This window comes from Peribacillus frigoritolerans (assembly GCF_001636405.1).
In the GTDB taxonomy this organism is placed as follows: domain Bacteria; phylum Bacillota; class Bacilli; order Bacillales; family DSM-1321; genus Peribacillus; species Peribacillus frigoritolerans.
Map to the genome: position 1 here is coordinate 3,825,875 of NZ_KV440950.1, position 16,842 is coordinate 3,842,716.

Annotated in this window: 14 protein-coding genes; 5 read left to right on the forward strand and 9 right to left on the reverse strand. The window is 37.3% G+C overall.

Annotated elements, in window-relative coordinates; genetic code table 11:
- Positions 1–23: 23 nt before the first annotated feature.
- The 5 genes from A6755_RS18085 to A6755_RS18105 all read right to left on the reverse strand — a co-directional run bounded on the left by A6755_RS18085 (position 24) and on the right by A6755_RS18105 (position 4,994).
- Positions 24–752: a GntR family transcriptional regulator gene (locus A6755_RS18085; protein ID WP_063591579.1), complete on the reverse strand. Its 729-nt coding sequence runs from the start codon at positions 750–752 to the stop codon at positions 24–26.
- Positions 753–819: 67 nt separating this feature from the next.
- The gene (gene frlD, locus A6755_RS18090) at positions 820–1,602 is read right to left on the reverse strand and encodes a fructoselysine 6-kinase (protein WP_063591580.1); all 783 of its coding nucleotides are present in this window, start codon (positions 1,600–1,602) and stop codon (positions 820–822) included.
- A gap of 57 nt (positions 1,603–1,659) precedes the next feature.
- Positions 1,660–2,673 carry an SIS domain-containing protein gene (locus A6755_RS18095; protein WP_063591581.1) on the reverse strand — a complete coding sequence of 338 codons (1,014 nt, stop codon included), beginning with the start codon at positions 2,671–2,673 and terminating at the stop codon, positions 1,660–1,662.
- 134 nt (positions 2,674–2,807) lie between these two features.
- A complete protein-coding gene (locus A6755_RS18100; protein WP_063591582.1) occupies positions 2,808–4,151 on the reverse strand; it encodes an amino acid permease in 1,344 nt (447 codons plus the stop codon).
- 24 nt (positions 4,152–4,175) lie between these two features.
- The gene (locus A6755_RS18105) at positions 4,176–4,994 is read right to left on the reverse strand and encodes a TIM barrel protein (RefSeq protein WP_063591583.1); all 819 of its coding nucleotides are present in this window, start codon (positions 4,992–4,994) and stop codon (positions 4,176–4,178) included.
- 518 nt (positions 4,995–5,512) lie between these two features.
- Between A6755_RS18105 and A6755_RS18110 the strand changes: the two genes are divergently transcribed.
- The 3 genes from A6755_RS18110 to A6755_RS27190 all read left to right on the forward strand — a co-directional run bounded on the left by A6755_RS18110 (position 5,513) and on the right by A6755_RS27190 (position 8,183).
- Positions 5,513–7,003 carry a DHA2 family efflux MFS transporter permease subunit gene (locus A6755_RS18110; protein WP_034313176.1) on the forward strand — a complete coding sequence of 497 codons (1,491 nt, stop codon included), beginning with the start codon at positions 5,513–5,515 and terminating at the stop codon, positions 7,001–7,003.
- A gap of 302 nt (positions 7,004–7,305) precedes the next feature.
- Positions 7,306–7,884 carry a YitT family protein gene (locus tag A6755_RS18115; RefSeq protein WP_048687058.1) on the forward strand — a complete coding sequence of 193 codons (579 nt, stop codon included), beginning with the start codon at positions 7,306–7,308 and terminating at the stop codon, positions 7,882–7,884.
- 131 nt (positions 7,885–8,015) lie between these two features.
- Positions 8,016–8,183 (forward strand): hypothetical protein, encoded by a 168-nt coding sequence (locus A6755_RS27190; RefSeq protein WP_174878744.1) that lies wholly within the window; start codon positions 8,016–8,018, stop codon positions 8,181–8,183.
- 688 nt (positions 8,184–8,871) lie between these two features.
- Here A6755_RS27190 and xylE read toward each other — a convergent pair.
- From xylE to xylA, 4 genes are all read right to left on the reverse strand, one after another.
- Positions 8,872–10,293 (reverse strand): D-xylose transporter XylE, encoded by a 1,422-nt coding sequence (gene xylE, locus A6755_RS18125; protein ID WP_063591585.1) that lies wholly within the window; start codon positions 10,291–10,293, stop codon positions 8,872–8,874.
- Positions 10,294–10,484: 191 nt separating this feature from the next.
- Positions 10,485–11,531, reverse strand: a complete 1,047-nt coding sequence (locus A6755_RS18130; protein ID WP_063591586.1) for an aldose epimerase family protein — start codon at positions 11,529–11,531, stop codon at positions 10,485–10,487.
- A 48-nt stretch (positions 11,532–11,579) separates the two neighbouring features.
- Entirely contained in the window at positions 11,580–13,082 is a 1,503-nt protein-coding gene (gene xylB / locus A6755_RS18135; RefSeq protein ID WP_063591587.1) for a xylulokinase, read from the reverse strand.
- Positions 13,083–13,140: 58 nt separating this feature from the next.
- Positions 13,141–14,478, reverse strand: coding sequence for a xylose isomerase (gene xylA, locus A6755_RS18140; protein ID WP_034313192.1), 1,338 nt, complete (start codon positions 14,476–14,478; stop codon positions 13,141–13,143).
- Positions 14,479–14,707: 229 nt separating this feature from the next.
- On the opposite strand from xylA, the gene xylR reads away from it, so the two are divergent.
- Positions 14,708–15,862 carry a transcriptional repressor XylR gene (xylR, locus tag A6755_RS18145; protein ID WP_034313195.1) on the forward strand — a complete coding sequence of 385 codons (1,155 nt, stop codon included), beginning with the start codon at positions 14,708–14,710 and terminating at the stop codon, positions 15,860–15,862.
- A gap of 521 nt (positions 15,863–16,383) precedes the next feature.
- Positions 16,384–16,791, forward strand: coding sequence for a DoxX family protein (locus A6755_RS18150; RefSeq protein WP_034313197.1), 408 nt, complete (start codon positions 16,384–16,386; stop codon positions 16,789–16,791).
- The last annotated feature ends 51 nt before the right edge of the window (positions 16,792–16,842 follow it).

Sequence of the window (16,842 nt, forward strand, 5' to 3'; positions counted from 1 at the left end):
TCATGCCAAATTAATGGCATGACCTACTTTGCCCGATGAACAGTCAGATTGACCTTGTTGGTTTCACACATGAACGTTGAGAGGTGCACAGGCTGGTCGTTTGCATCGAAAGCAATCTTCACTATTCTAAATAAATTTGCGCCAATATCGCATTCTAAATATTTAGCATGGATTTTTGTAGCACCAATCACGTCTATAATTTTATCGTTACTGACTATTTCGGTATGGTAATCTTCCAATAGGATCTTATAAGTTGATTCATCCCTTGCAATCTTCTTTTCCAAATCCGGAAAACGAAGTAACGAATAATGAGCGGTATCGTAGAAAAGCGGACGCTCATCTACATACATGAGCCGCTCTAGTTCAAGAACGGGGCTTCCTTCTTCAATGAGGAGATGACCTGCAACATCTTTTGGTGCTGCTATGACCTCACTTTTTAAAATCCGGGAATTCGGTATCTTCCCAAGCTGATGACTAAACTCTGAGAATCCACTTATGGATAACAACTCATTATGAAACTTATTAGATGCAACAAAGGTACCCCTGCGCGGAATACGTGTCAGTGTTCCTTCCTTCACCAATTCCTCGATTGCTTTTCGAATGGTGATGCGGCTAACGTTATAAGTTTCACAAAGCTCTGCTTCGGTTGGGATTTGTTCATCTGGTTTGTATTTACCGTTCTGAATATCATTCTTCAACATTTGCCTTATTTGCATATATAGTGGCTGGGGGGTTGAAGGATTTAAATTCATATTAGATTCATCCTTATCCGTCAAAATTTATTATTTATTACCTATTATACATGATTTACAGTCCCAGTCACCACGCACCGAAGTAGCTAATGGTTTTCGCAGCAGACTCTGTACCCAATTCTAAGCAATTTTCGATAGATTGCCCTTTCAATAATCCATAAATAAAACCGGAAATGAAGGAATCCCCCGCACCCATTGTATCCACCACGTTCACTTCAACGGCACCGCATTGATAAAATTGAATGCCGTCATAGGCAAGTGAACCATTTTCACCTAAAGTGGCGACCGCAATTTTAGATCCTTGATTTTTTACATCTTTTAAAAATTGGCGGATAAAAGCATCATCCTTCGTATAAGAGAAAAAAGGATAATCAACAAACTGCGGTAAAGTCTTCACGAGATCGTGATCTAGCTGATCTGAGAAATCAAAAGACGTGAGCATTCCATTTTCTTTAAATAAGGAATAGTACTTATCCGCATGTCCCCAAATCCCTGAATGTATGAGCTGGTATGTTTGAATGTAATGGAGTTCTTCCGTCGTTAAGCGGAAATGTTTCATGACACCTTCATCGTATTCTCCAAACCTGCGGTCATTTCCTACCATTTCAACAAAGGTAACAGCTGTTTTTCCTTCTTTCCGCGAAAGATGAGAAATATCAACACCTTTTTCCTGTATCGCTTTAACCATTTTTTCACTGTATTGATCGGAGCCCACCCAGCCGATATAAGCAGATTCAGCACCTAACCCTCTTAAATAGACAGCCACATTTAAAGGATTACCGCCAGGATAGACCTCCCCGCTCTTTTGATAAACATCCATACAGTTATCTCCGACTGTAACCGTTCTCATCATTTCCCCCCGCTTTCTTTAAACTTAAGAGCACTACTAAGTAGTGCTCCACTTATCTTAATATTCCATTTGGCGATAGTATCTTCTAAGTGTTAATGGATGATTTCTCTCACGCTCAAGGTATACGCTGATTCGACTTAATACTGACCAGTTGATGCTAACTGAAAAGTGCTTTCTGAATTCTTCGCTGATGCCCTCCATTTCAAAGCTTTTGGTATCAATAACCGTTATATTTTTTGAGATTTTTTCTACAAATCTCTCTACACGGTCCATCAGCGGTCTAGTTTCATCTTCCCCTTTTAATAAAATAACACTTGTATCTTCAACAACAAGTTCAAGCGTACCATGGAAAAACTCTGCAGCATGGATGGATTTCGCTTGGATCCATTGCATTTCCTCTAAAATGCACATGGCATATGAATAAGTGTTTCCCCATAGGTTACCAGAACCGACCATCATGTGGTAATCCGTGTCTTTATGTGTAATGGCGAATTCCTCTGCTTTTTTGTCAAAAGATTTAACGGCATCTAGAATTGAACGTGGAAGTAGAGAAACCTCCTTCGTGAATTGTTCATATTGCGGGAATTCATTGTTGTTATGCATGAAACGGAAGACGACCATGTACAAAAGCATAAAGAAAGTATCAAAAGAGTGCGTTTCAGAACCAGTCGTTATACAGTAATCCGCAATTTGTGTTAACGGAGTATTTGGCTCTGCAACTAAAGCGATTGTAGTGGCGCCTTTTTCTTTACAATATTCAGCCGCTGCAACTGTTTCTTGAGTAGTCCCGGATACAGATGTAAAAATGCAGACTGAATCTTTGCTGAAATGCTTATGATTCATCACCATGAACTCAGCAGCAATTTCTGCATGGACATCGATGGTAGAATTTGATTTTAAAATGTATTCATATGGATACATCATGGCTATGGTGCCGCCAGCACCGATAAGGAAAATATTGCTGTAGCCCCTTTTTGTGATTCCATCTACGATTTCTTCAATCTGGCCTCTAAAAGCAAGGCCCTCTTTTTCTACAAGATTTAGAAATAACTTCTCATCAAACTTTAGCATTAACAGCTTCCTCCCTTACCCCTGTTTATTTGTTATGTCTTGTATTATATCTAAACATAATAATTTACACAATTGTTTTATTTTAAAATTTTTTTGGTTTATCAAAAGATGGCCTAACTTCCCTTATCATTCTGCTAAGCCACGATATCGCTGTCGTTATTTTTCTTAGATCCATATTTCCTTTCCCAATAATAGTATACCGGCAGACCTGTCACGATAACGATCAGCGCTGCAATCACTCCCTGAATAGGCGCCCAAGTAAATGTTCCCCAAGCCAGCCATGATGCTCCAAGAATAGCTAAAACCGTCGTTAACCTCCACATTGGCATACGATAGATTGGATTATAATCATCCCTTTTACGGCATTTATAAACAGCGGCAAAGTCCATGATGTTAATTACCAATTGAATCAGTGTGAAATAGCCAAGTAACACTGTTAAATTACTGAAGCACACAAGTATACATGCATACGTAACCTGAACGATGATGGAGAAGCTTGGAGTTTCATATTTAGGATGGACCTTCGCAAAACGTTGAAAGAATAGTCCGTCCTTTGCCATTGCATACTCAAGGCGGGGCTGAAACATTATGCAAGAGCTCAGCGAACCCAAGATAACAATAATCGCCGTAATCGCCACGAATGATGATGCAATATCAGATAATCCCGGAATATATTTTACAGCTTCAGAAACAGCCGCATTGGAGTTGATTAATTCATCAAACGGCATCAAACCTATGACACAAACGGCTAACAGTGTATATAAAGCCAACACGATGAATACCGAACTAATAAGAGCTCGTGGAAGTATTTTCCCTGGATTTTTGAACTCCCCTGCCATGAAACAAATCGCAGCCATTCCCGTATATGCCCATGTGGTTGCGGATACACCACCTATTAAACTTGACTTTTGGGCACCAGGTCCTGGTGTATAAGCAAAGTTATCAGGGTTCATGTACATAATTCCCAAGACAATGACAATCAGGAAAGGAATGATCTTGATAGCCGTGATAATGACTTGGAAAAGACCTCCTTCCTTCACACTTCGATAATGAATCGACGTGATGAGCAGGATGATCGCAATACCCAATAATTTCCCGGCGACCCCAGAGAAAAATGGGAAAAAGGTTGCTAAATAAGAAACGATCGCTAAAGCCATAATCGATATGGATGGAGGATCCAACGCCCAGAAAGTGGCCCATCCATATAAAAATGCCAGAGGCCTCCACCCAGCTTTATTCAAATAAACGTAACCGCTTCCATTTTGGGGGTATGCTGTCGATAACTCCGCCAGCACCATTACTTGCGGAATGGCAATCACCCCGCCTATTATCCAGGCTAGAATGGAAATGGAAGGAGTACCCGCAGCCTTTGCAACATCACCGGATGAGACAAAAATACCCGACCCTATTGTAGTTCCAACAGCAATAGCCAGAGCAGACCAAAAACCCAGTTTTCGTGTAAGTGTGCCATTACTCATAAAGAGTTCCTCCAAATTAGATGATTAAATTCCCAATTCCCTAACTTTTTCAATTGATTTCTTGATTGCATCGCTTGGATTTTGATAATAATTTGATCCCATAATCTCTAAAGTACAACTTCCTTTGTAACGATGGCTTTGAAGGCTTGTTAAATATTCCCTCCAATTTAAAACACCATCATCTAGTGCCAAATGTGCATCTGATTGACCATCTCCATCGATTAGGTGAAAATGGCATAATTCGGGAAGAAAGGAAAAGTACTCATCAGGTGTTTCACCTGCCAGTTGCATGGAAACCGTATCTATCATTCCTTTTAGTGAAGGAGATTGGATTTCCACTAACATTTTCTTTAGCCCTTTAGAGTCAATTACGAGATTGGATTCATGCTTTGTCAATGGCTCTAAAGCAAGAATCAAACCTTCCTTCTCAGCTACTTTGGTTAATTGAAAGATTGTGTCACTTGCATACTTCCATGATTCGTCTTGTGAAACAGAAAAGTCCCCTATTCCAGAAGTGATAAGCATCATGTTTGTGTCTAACTCCAACGCGGCGTAAAGATTCTCCATAAAATATTCCATGCTTTTTTTCCGCCAATGAGCATCCGAGGATGCAATGTTATAAGGATAAATACATTGTTCTGGAGTATAGCAGATGATTTTCATATTTCTAGACTTAATTTCCCTTCTCAAACTCCTTATATTTCCTAATATGTTTCGATAAACATACAAATGTGGTTCCCCACCCCATAACTCAATGCTATTAATCCCAAGGTTGTCCATGCAATCCAAAAAATAATGAAAAGGGAAATGCCTAAAAGTTATATTCATCCCTGCAATATTCAATTATTTCACCCCCACATAATGTTTTATTTGTTATGCTTTGTATTATAATTAACCAGTACATTGATTGCAATAATTATTTTGAATATTTAAAAATTAATTATTCATAAAATACGGAAAAGTCGTGATTTTATTATTCAACATTAATTAACTATTTTTTAGTGAATACGAATGGTAGAATGTTAAAGTATTTATACCTAGTGCACAAATTTCTCTGGGACATTTTAAGTATTATATGGGGGATTATTGTTTGAAATATGATATACCTGTAGAATGGATGTTAACCTGGGGGATTTCCAAGAGATAATGTATCCTGAACTATTGTCAAGTGAGTGGTTAATAAAGAATAAACACCTCAAAAAAAGCCGTAATTGAGGTGAATCTCCTTAAATGCTGTATTTTTATCGGAAAATATAGGTGGGTTTACACTAATACTTCGTGAGACGAATTAGTTTCTAAACTTTTAAAAATAGCAGGCAGTACAATTTGTACTATCCTAGCGGAAAGGACGTGCCATAATAATGAATCACGACAAAACAGCCATCACTAAAGTACGTACAGGTCCCATGTTTGCGGTGATGCTGGCTGGTGCTCTAGTCGCTTTCTTAAATCAGACTTTAATTAATATCGCATTGCCTCAATTAATGACTCATTTTGACATATCAGCTGCAACAGCGAATTGGCTTACTACTATCTTCTTATTGGTCAATGGGATTGTCATCCCGATTACCGCTTTCTTAATGGAACGATTTAATACAAGACAATTATATCTAGCTTCGATGGGACTCTTCGCCTTAGGAACTTTTTTATGTGGAATTGCCCCTAGCTTCTCCGTCTTATTAATCGGACGTGTGGTTCAAGCAGCAGGTGCGGGGATTTTGTTCCCGTTGATCACAAATGTAATTTTCACTTTATTTCCGCCTAACAGACGCGGTTTCGCAATGGGTATATTTGGTATCGCGATGAATTTTGCCCCAGCTGTAGGACCTACACTATCAGGATGGATTATTCAAAACTATTCTTGGCGGGTTCTGTTTTTTATCATTTTCCCATTTGCCCTGCTTGACTTCATCTTTGCCATTTTCATCATTAAAAAAGTAGGGAAAACCAGCCGGCCTAAACTCGATAAACTGGGTGTAATTCTATCCACTATCGGATTCGGCGGGGTTCTATATGGATTTGCTACTGGCGGTACCAAGGGCTGGGGCAGTCCCGAAGTACTGACGATGTTCCTTGTTGGAGGAATCAGTTTAGTTTTATTTGTCTGGAGGCAATTTACTGTATCTCATCCTATTTTGGAATTTAGAATTTTTCGATATCGGATGTTCACTTTAACGACAATCATCAACATCATCGCAACCATGGGTATGTTCTCTGGAATGATCATCATGCCGATCTATATGCAGAATATCCGTGGGTTCACTCCGATGGAATCCGGTCTCATGCTATTGCCTGGCGGGATTTTAATGGGGATCATGTCTCCTATCACAGGGAAGCTGTTTGATCGATTTGGTGCGAGATGGCTTGCGGTGAGCGGACTTGCCATCACTATCATTACAACCTATCTTTTAACGCGGCTTCAAACAGATACGTCCTATTCTTATGTGGTGTGGGTATATACCATTAGAATGTTCGGAATGTCGATACTGATGATGCCTATCTTCACAGCCGGATTAAATGAATTGGCACTTAGCCTAAATAAATATGGCACAGCAATGGTCAATACACTGAGAATGGTGGCAGGTGCTGTTGGCATGGCATTCTTTGTGTCCATCATGACAAACCAAGGAACGAAACATGTTCAGGAAATCTTATCTCAAAGGAACATATCACCGGATAATACATCACAAATGGCAATGGCCATTAAACAAGGCAGCGTAATGGGAGTGGATGATGCATTCATGATAGCAACAGGTTTGACCATAGTTGCATTCATACTTGCCTTTTATATCCGGCAAACTTCACCACAAGAAGATACCATAACAAATCGCCTATCAAAAAAAACATCTTGAATAAAAAAGGCTAAATCCAACCTATTTTCCAAGGTAAAAAAAGTTCTTATATAATTAAACTGACTTGCCCCATGCAAACAAGGCAAAAAAAGAGACTCTTTTAGTGTCTCTTTTTTTTTGCCCTAATTACTTCATGGCCGGCCTAAAACGAGAAGGCCTTTACTATGATTAGCGTACTCCCATGTGAATTAAAAATATCTTATGAAGAACAAATAGCAATCGTAATTTCCAATCAGCTAAGTATATATTTAGATTTCTCTCATATATTTTAAGATAATGATTTGGACAAGGGGAATTTTTTTATGAAAAAGTTTGTTACGCTGCTTTTTTCAAGTTTTTGCATTGGAGTTGGTCTTAACTTATTTATTATCCCCATTCATCTAATAAATGGCGGGATATTTGGCATAAGTTTATTAATCAAATATGTTTGGGGAATCCAGGTTGGACATACCATGATCATGATCAATATTCCCATATACCTTCTATCACTTCTATACGATAAGTCTTATTTCTTTAATGCCATCCTTGGGTTAGCTTTCACTTCAACCATTATTGATTGGCTAACACCACTTAACGGTTTGGTTCATCTGCCGATCATAACAAGTGCCATTATCGGTGGAATGACGATTGGGATTGGTGTCGGTTTTATGCTGAGACAACATATCAGCCCAGGTGGAGTGGATTTACTAGCACTATTAATATCTAAAACCACAGCAACCAATCCTGGAATTATTATTTTTATCATTGATTCTCTCATAGTAATTGCGGGAATCATTATATTGAAAGACTTAAAGTTAATGTATTCCCTCATCACGATATCCTGTGTCGGGTTCTGCGTCATTATAATCAATTCTTTTAAGACAATTAACTTTTTAAGATAAAGTTGTACTTACAAGTGCTGAACAAGGAATGCTCTCCCTTACGATATGCATTTTGCTCGCACTGTACTCGGGATTTCGTACGTTTTCCCATGATTTCGCACCGTTTACTCGTAAGTTATGGTCATTTACTCGTGAATTCAGCACGTTTACCCGTGAATTCGTGCTGTACCCATGATTTCGCACCGTTTACTCGTGAATTTTGGCTGTTTACTCGTAAGTTATGGCCATTTACTCGTGAATTCGGCTTGTTTACTCGTGAATTCAGCACGTTTACCCGTGAATTCGTGCTGTACCCATGATTTCGCACCGTTTACTCGTGAGTTATGGTCATTTACTCGTGAATTCAGCACGTTTACCCGTGAATTCGTGCTGTACCCATGATTTCGCACCGTTTACTATAGCACTTGCCAGTTCTCTTGCATCTCTGGTTTTAAGTTGATAACCTTTTTTAGATATACAATAACCTTTATAGGAAACTCCATATATGTCCGCAACCAAACCGAAAAGCTTGAACAAGTTCTTCTTATTGATGGATTTATATTCTTTTCACACCTGACTCTTAAACCTGGATGTAGATATTGCACATCACTTGTGGTCATATAATCACCTTTAATTTCATTTTATTCGCTATCTTACGGAAATTTCCTTCTATCAAACCTGCCCCGTTAGTGCCATAAGAAAAAAAGGCTGCCTCAGCAACCTTCCTTTTTAGGGTAAGAGACCCATTAGTTGAAGAGCAAAGTATTATTATACAAAGCATTTTAATCCAGAAATACCCAAACGGAATTGCAGCTATGAGACATGGGATTAATGCTATTTTCGTCCTAAAGATTCGACTTTTTGTTTTTTCTGAATGAAAATTTGCTCTTTGTTGTTGTCCACCTGTCCATGCTCCGATAAAGACCCTGAAATAACAATACTTACTATCCCAACAATAAGAATCCTTTTATATAATATTTTTTGTCCAGTTTAAGTGAATTTTACTATTTAAATAATTTGACTATCTTCTGAACTTTTAACATTTCTTCTCCATATATTCTCCATCTGTTCAAGAGTCTTGCCTTTGGTTTCAGGAACCATTTTCCAAACAAATAAGGCAGAAAGCACGCTCATTGAACCATAGAAACCGTATGTTAGTCCCCCACTATATTCCATCATCATAGGATATGTAGAAGAAATAAAATAGTTAGCAGCCCATTGGGCAGCTACAGCAATAGCTACAGCCCGACCTCGAATTTTATTAGGGAAAATCTCTGAAATTAGCACCCAGCAGATTGGACCCCACGACATCATAAATGAAGCTGTATAAATAATGATAAATACAAGCGTCCCTATTCCAATTATATTAGAAAAGGCCATGCTTGCTACACCAAACATACCAATTGCCATTCCAATGGAACCTACTATTAATAATGGTTTTCTTCCCCATCGATCAACTGTTAAAATCGCGATAACTGTAAAGATAACATTTACTAATCCCATAATTATGGTTTGCAGCATGGAAGAATCTTTAGCTGCTCCCATGCTTTCAAAGATACGCGGTGCGTAGTATAGGGCTACATTTATACCTACAAATTGTTGAAATACAGAAAGCAGTACACCTACAATAATAACTAATTTTCCATAAGCGAATAATTTTTCGGATGAAATATTGATAGTGGTCGTTTGTTTAATATCACTCAAAATCGCTTTCGCTTCTGAAGATCCATTGATTTTTGTAAGAATAGCTAAAGCTTTTTGATCTTGATTCTGTATTGCCAAATAGCGAGGCGTTTCTGGAACTAATAACAAAAGTACAGCAAAGATTAAAGCTGGTATCGCTCCTGAAGCAAACATGTACCTCCATCCTACATCATTTATCCATTCTAACGTTTCACCATTTGCAATACCCCAGTTTACAAAGTAAACGACTAACATACCAAAAATAATCATAAACTGATTAAATGATACCAATCTGCCGCGAATATCAGCCGGAGCAATTTCCCCTATATAGATTGGACAAATGGCAGACGCTAATCCAACACCAATCCCCCCTATAATTCGATAAAAGTTAAAAGCTAGTAATAAAGAAAGTGTTGGTTCACCTTTTGTAAAAAATAAAAATTCAGGATAAGAAGCACCCAATGCTGATACTATAAAAAGAATCGCTGCAAGTATAAGTGATTTTTTACGTCCTAGTCTTGATCCAAAATAGCCGGAAATTAATCCTCCGATAATACATCCTATTAAAGCACTTGATACGGTGACACCATGTGCCAAAGGGCCTAAGCCTAAGCTGTCGATTAAATAAACCTTTAAAGATTCTTCTGCTCCAGAAATTACAGCTGTATCATATCCAAACAGTAATCCTCCAATTGCGGCGACTAATGTAATCGAAAAGATATATAATGAGTTTCGTTTTTGCTTCATGTTTTACTAAAAACAGTTATGAATGAAGTCCATTTAATATTAAAGCGCATACTTTTGGTTGCGCTTTCAAAATTAATGAACAAGAAGGACCTCTCTTCCCTCACCCATTCTACTAACTGCTTTTATCCTCCCTTCCATTGTAGATTTTCATTTCACTAAAACAACATTAGACCATTGAATACCAAAGGTTTTTACTCGATGGTAAACGTAAAACGAGTTTTAGAATGATACTCTTTATTTTTTTCTAATAAAATAGAAGGTAATTGCTGATTATGAATGGCATTTGGCGGATGTTGAGTTTCGAGACATAAGCCAAGGTGTTTTTGACAAGGAATTCCTCTAATTAGAAAAGTATCTTCTAACATATTTCCCGTATATAAAACAACATATGGCTCATCTGTTTCCACTATCATTTTCCGTCCGTTAGAAGGATTAACCAAACAAATTTCTTTTTGATGATTTTCACTTAATAAGAATGGATGGTCATACCCATTTCCAACTATTTCATTTTGTTGATGTTTGGAATTTACTCCTTCAATAATTCGCTTTCCCGCTCTAAAATCAAAAGGTGTATGTTCAACGTCTATTAAATTGCCTGTAGGCAGTAAGGACTGATCAAGCTCTAAAAACTTATCACTTTTCATAGTTAATTCATGCTGTAAGATATCTTCTTTTAAATTGCCACTCAGATTAAAGTAAGTATGATTGGTTAAATTTAATAACGTATTTTTATCTGAAATACCATGATAGGTTATTATAAGATCATTATTTTCAGTGAGAGTGTAAACGACGCTTGCCTCAAGATTTCCAGGATAACCAGCTTCTCCATCAGGACTCATATAAGTAAATGTCACACTAGCCTCATCTACACTCTCACTAGTAGAGGATTTCCAGATTACGTTATGGAATCCCTCAGGTCCACCGTGTAAATGAGTTCTCCCTTCATTCTCAGCGAGGAGGTATGTAAACCCTTCCATATCAACGCTTGGTGGATTAACTCTCCCTGCCACTCGACCGATTACTGCACCAAAATAAGGGGAATAATGTAAATAATCTTCTGCAGAATCAAATCCTAACACGATATTTTCTATATTCCCTTCTTTGTCTGGTACATCAATTCTAGTAATCGTACATCCATAATCAATACAGGTTACTTTTATGTTTTGATTATTCATGATTGTATAAGACTTTACCAATTCTCTATTTATTTCACCGAAAATTCCCTCTTCTATTTTCATATTAATCTCCTTTTCGAAGAAAGGGATGCATGATTCAAATCCAACCAGTTACTTTCTGCTAAATTGATTCAGCTTTTTGCTTAAGTCTTTTGTTTGGTAATATACCTCTTTATATAAAGCATAAAGTTGTTTATACACTGGAACATTTTCTAATTTAGGTTGATATGTTTTTGAAGAAGATATGAATAAATCTGCGCATTCTTCTAATGAGTTGTACCACCCACAACCATAAGCGGCTAACATGGCTGCCCCTAGCGCCGGTCCTTGCTCAGTAGATAGTTTTATAACTTTTGTGTTAAAAACGTCTGCTTGAATCTGAAGCCAACTATCGTTTTTTGCTCCCCCGCCAATTGATACAATAGACGTAATTTCTTTTCCATTTTCTCGAAAAATTTCTATTGATTCATTTAATGAGAAGGTAATTCCTTCAATGACTGCCCTTGTAAAATCCCTCTTTTTATGAGAAGCATCCATTCCTATAAAGCTTCCACGTATAGTAGCATCTGCATGTGGTGTTCGTTCCCCAACTAAGTATGGAGTAAATAGAAGCCCATTTGAACCAATTGGAACATTGTTTATATCAGCCAGTAGTTCTTCAAATGACTCATTTTCAGCAAAATTGTCTCTAAACCAACTTAAACTGTGGCCAGCAGATAATGTAACTCCCATCGTATAAAAAGCATTTTCTTTTCCATGATTGAAATAATGCACCTTCCCAGCAAAGTCCCTATCATTTCGCTCCTCATAAGAAAGTACGACACCAGATGTACCGATGCTGCATAACGTTTCTCCTGATGATAGAATACCAGCTCCAATTGCTCCACAAGCATTATCAGCTCCACCTGCAAATACCTTAGTCGCTAATGTTAGCCCTGTTTTTTGAGAGAATTCTTCATTAATTGTTCCGACACATTCACTGGATTCCACTAACGATGGGCAAATGCTGATATCAATGCCCACTGATTGACAAAGCTCTTCGCTCCATTTTTTCTCGCTCACGTTCAACAATAATGTACCGGCAGCATCTGAATATTCACTATGAATTAAGCCAGTCATTTTGAAGCGTAAATAGTCTTTAGGCAGCATAAATACAGCTGCTTGATCAAATATCTCCGGTTCATGCTCTTTAACCCATAGCAGCTTAGGTAGTGTAAACCCTTCCAAAGCTTGATTTTTTGTTATTTCTAAAAGACGTTTCTCTCCAATCATTTCATATAGCTGATGACACTGTGCTGTCGTCCTTGTATCGTTCCATAAAATAGCATGACGTAAGAGATTATGATTCTTATCCAACAGTACTAGACCGTGCATTTGTCCAGAATAACTTATTCCTTCTATATCTTCTGGTCTTACATCGGATTTGGAGATTAGCTCATTTAAAGCACTAGCAGTCTGCTGAATCCACTCCTCTGGATTTTGTTCACTATATCCTGTTTTTTCATGCAGAAGAGGGTAATTTTTAGAAGCTTCTGCACAGATCTCACCTTTTGTATTAACTAAAACAGTTTTGACAGCGCTCGTTCCTAGATCAATTCCTATAATATATTTCATCTTGATTCCTCCACTTTTATAAAAGAGAGCAGAATTTGTTTCTACTCTCTTTTATCCGTTAAACTTCTAAAATATATTGATTTAAGGTGGCTTTTAATCGTTCCTGTCTTCCTGAATTATTCGTAATGTTCGGATTTTGTAATGCATACTGCTCTAGTGTTTGGAAGTTGGCCCTTCCTTCAACAATCTCAAGACCAATTCCTTTTTTGAAACTGCTGTAGCGTTCATCAATGATGTTTTCAAAAACACGATCTTCCAATAATTTATGTGCCACTTTTAAACCTCTAGCGAACGCATCCATCCCAGCCACATGGGCATATACTAAATCTTCTTGTTCAAAGGAACCTCTGCGCACTTTAGCATCAAAATTTAACCCTCCACTGCCTAATCCTCCATTTTGCAGGATCTCATACATTGCTAAAGTTGTAGAATATAGATCTGTTGGGAACTCATCGGTATCCCATCCTAAAAGAGGATCACCTTGATTTGCATCCACTGATCCCAAGAAGCCTTGAACTCTAGCTACGCGTAATTCATGTTCAAACGTATGCCCAGCTAAAGTAGCATGGTTAGCTTCAAGATTTAATTTAAAATGGTTATCTAATCCGTATTGTCTTAGGAACGAAATGGTCGTAGCTGCATCGGTGTCATACTGATGCGTCGTTGGTTCCTTTGGTTTTGGCTCAATTAAGAATTGACCTTTAAATTCAATTTCCTTAGCATAATCTACAGCCATATGCATAAATCTAGCCAAGTTATCTAACTCTAACTTTAAATTTGTATTGAGCAGTGTTTCATAGCCTTCACGGCCGCCCCAGAACACATAGTTTTCTGCTCCTAACTCTTTTGCCGTTTCGAGTCCTTTCTTTACTTGGGCTGCTGCATAAGCAAATACATCTGCATTACAAGAAGTTGCTGCACCGTGAACGAAGCGAGGATTTGTAAACATATTAGCTGTGTTCCACAATAACTTTACGTTACTTGTTTTCATATATTCTTTCATCATGCTAACGATTACATCAAGATTTTCATTTGTTTCTTTCAATGTGTTTCCTTCAGGTGCGATGTCTCGGTCATGAAACGCAAAGAAAGGAACCCCTAATTTTTCGAAAAGTTGAAAAGCTGCCTCTACTCTAGCTTTTGCTAAGTCCATTCCATCATATTTATTCCATGATCTTTGCATCGTAGCTGCACCAAAAGGATCTGTCCCATCAGCTGTGAATGTATGCCAGTAAGCAACTGAGAAACGTAGTTGTTCCTTCATTGTTTTACCGCCTACTACTTCTTCTGGGTTATAGTATTTAAAAGCTAAAGGATTTTTAGAATCTTTTCCCTCATATGAGACTTTGTTTACGCTTTCAAAATAATTAATTTTATTAGTATCAGTTTGAATCATGTGTTACTTCCCCCTTTAATTAAAGTAAAAAACTTTCTTCAGAAATATCAATCAAGAAAGTTTGTTGTGTCAATAAACTAACTTTATTTCATGATATACAAAATAATTAGTTATTTCAATGTTTTTTTAAGAAAATTAACGTTATACTAAGAAATATACTATGTCCATACTAAATTTTAATTTTTTTAAAAAACACTTAGTTCAATGGTAAAACAAAGGAGCGATTATCATTCCGATAGCAGATCAAGCATTAGTAAAGAAAATGAATCAAAAGTTGATTTTAAATGAAATTTTAAAAAACTCACCAATCTCAAGGGCAGCCCTTTCTGAGATTACAGGGTTAAATAAATCCACTGTTTCTTCCCAAGTAAATGAGTTAATTGAAAAAAATGTTATTTTTGAAATTGGAGCAGGACAATCTAGTGGTGGCAGAAGACCTGTGATGCTTGTTTTTAATAAAAATGCAGGCTATTCAATAGGTATCGATATAGGTGTTGATTACCTTAATGGAATTCTAACCGATTTAGAAGGCAATATTATCCTTGAGAAGGCTTCTGACTTGTCTAGCCCTTCAGCTGGTGAAGTGAAAGAAATTCTGTTTGCACTTATACATGACTTTATCATTCATATGCCCGACTCTCCTTACGGTTTGGTGGGAATAGGTATTTGTGTACCAGGTCTTGTGGATAGCAATCAAAAAATCATTTTCATGCCCAACTTGGATTGGGATATTGAAGATTTGCAACTCTTAATTGAAAGCGAGTTCAATGTACCTGTTTTTGTTGAAAATGAGGCTAATGCAGGCGCATGCGGTGAAAAAGTGTTTGGGGTTACTAAAAACCATGAAAACATCATTTACATCAGTATTAACGTTGGAATTGGAGTCGGAATTATCATTAATAATGAATTATATAAAGGAGTAAATGGCTTTTCTGGAGAAATGGGCCATATGACGATAGATTTTAACGGTCCCAAATGCAGCTGCGGGAACCGAGGATGCTGGGAATTATATGCATCAGAAAAAGCATTACTGGATTCTTTTTCTAATGACAAAAAGAATATGTCACGAAAAGAAATTGTTGAACGTGCAAATAAAAATGATGTAGCCGTCTTAAATGCACTCCAGAACTTTGGCTTCTATGTCAGTATTGGCTTAACAAATATTCTCAATACATTTGACGCACAAGCTATTATTTTGAGAAATAACATTATCGAATCTCACCCGATTGTGTTAAATACCATTAAGAATGAGGTTTCTTCTAGGGTAAATTCTCATTTGGAAAGTATGTGTGAACTATTGCCCTCTTCATTAGGAAGAAATGCACCTGCATTAGGAGCTGTTTCAATTGTGATCGAACATTTTTTAAATGTCACTACTAGCTAATCTATTTCAGAATATAGATGATAGATGTCTGAATATCTTTCCTAACATAACAAGAGAGGTCTTTCTCTACCTAGAGTAAGATCTCTCTTGTTTATTTTCGCCCCTACATCCAGAAAGGATAGTATTAAATGAGTTAGGTTCTAGATAAAACAATTTGTTGTAGTCCACCATTTGGAGATAACTTCCTTTCATCATAATGAGAGATTTTTCTTTTGGTTTGGCTCCAGACACAGTTCCTCATCTATATCCTAAGGAGGAATATATTTTCTTTCATTCTTCAACGGAGAATAAGAAGTACCACCACTGCTATTGGAATTGGAAAAGGAGCAGATTTCTGAAATCAAATGAATATTTTTCAAGAAATAACTGCACTCGCTTTTCTTCAAGTTATCCTTCAGTCAAGCGCGATTCCTAAAGGATTGTGCCACAACTGTTTAAGATTAAGATTTTTTTAGAATGCATTAAAAAAAGAAAAGTGGAATATGATTAAAATGTCAATCAAAGGGAGGGAATGTGAATAAATGAAAAAAACAAAAATTATATATTGGATTTTCACAGGACTTTTAGTGGCACTAATGGTTTTAGGTTCTATTCCGGATATAATGTCTGTTCCCGATGCAGTCGCATTATTCAATCATTTAGGTTATCCTACTTACCTCCTGCCCTTTATTGGGATTGCCAAATTATTAGGTGTCGTGGCAATACTTATTCCAGGCTTTCCAAGAATCAAGGAATGGGCTTATGCCGGTTTTGTATTTGATTTGACGGGGGCTATGTATTCAAGCATTTCAGTAGGCGACCCTGCCAGTGGATGGCTGATTTTCATTATCGGGTATATATTGATAGCCGGCTCTTATATTTACCATCATAAAATATTAAAATCCGCTTCATCTGGCAAATCGAGCAATAAGAATAGTTTAACAGTATAAATAATTGGCCATGAAAAAACACCGTGAACGGTGTTTTTTCTAATTGGTTTA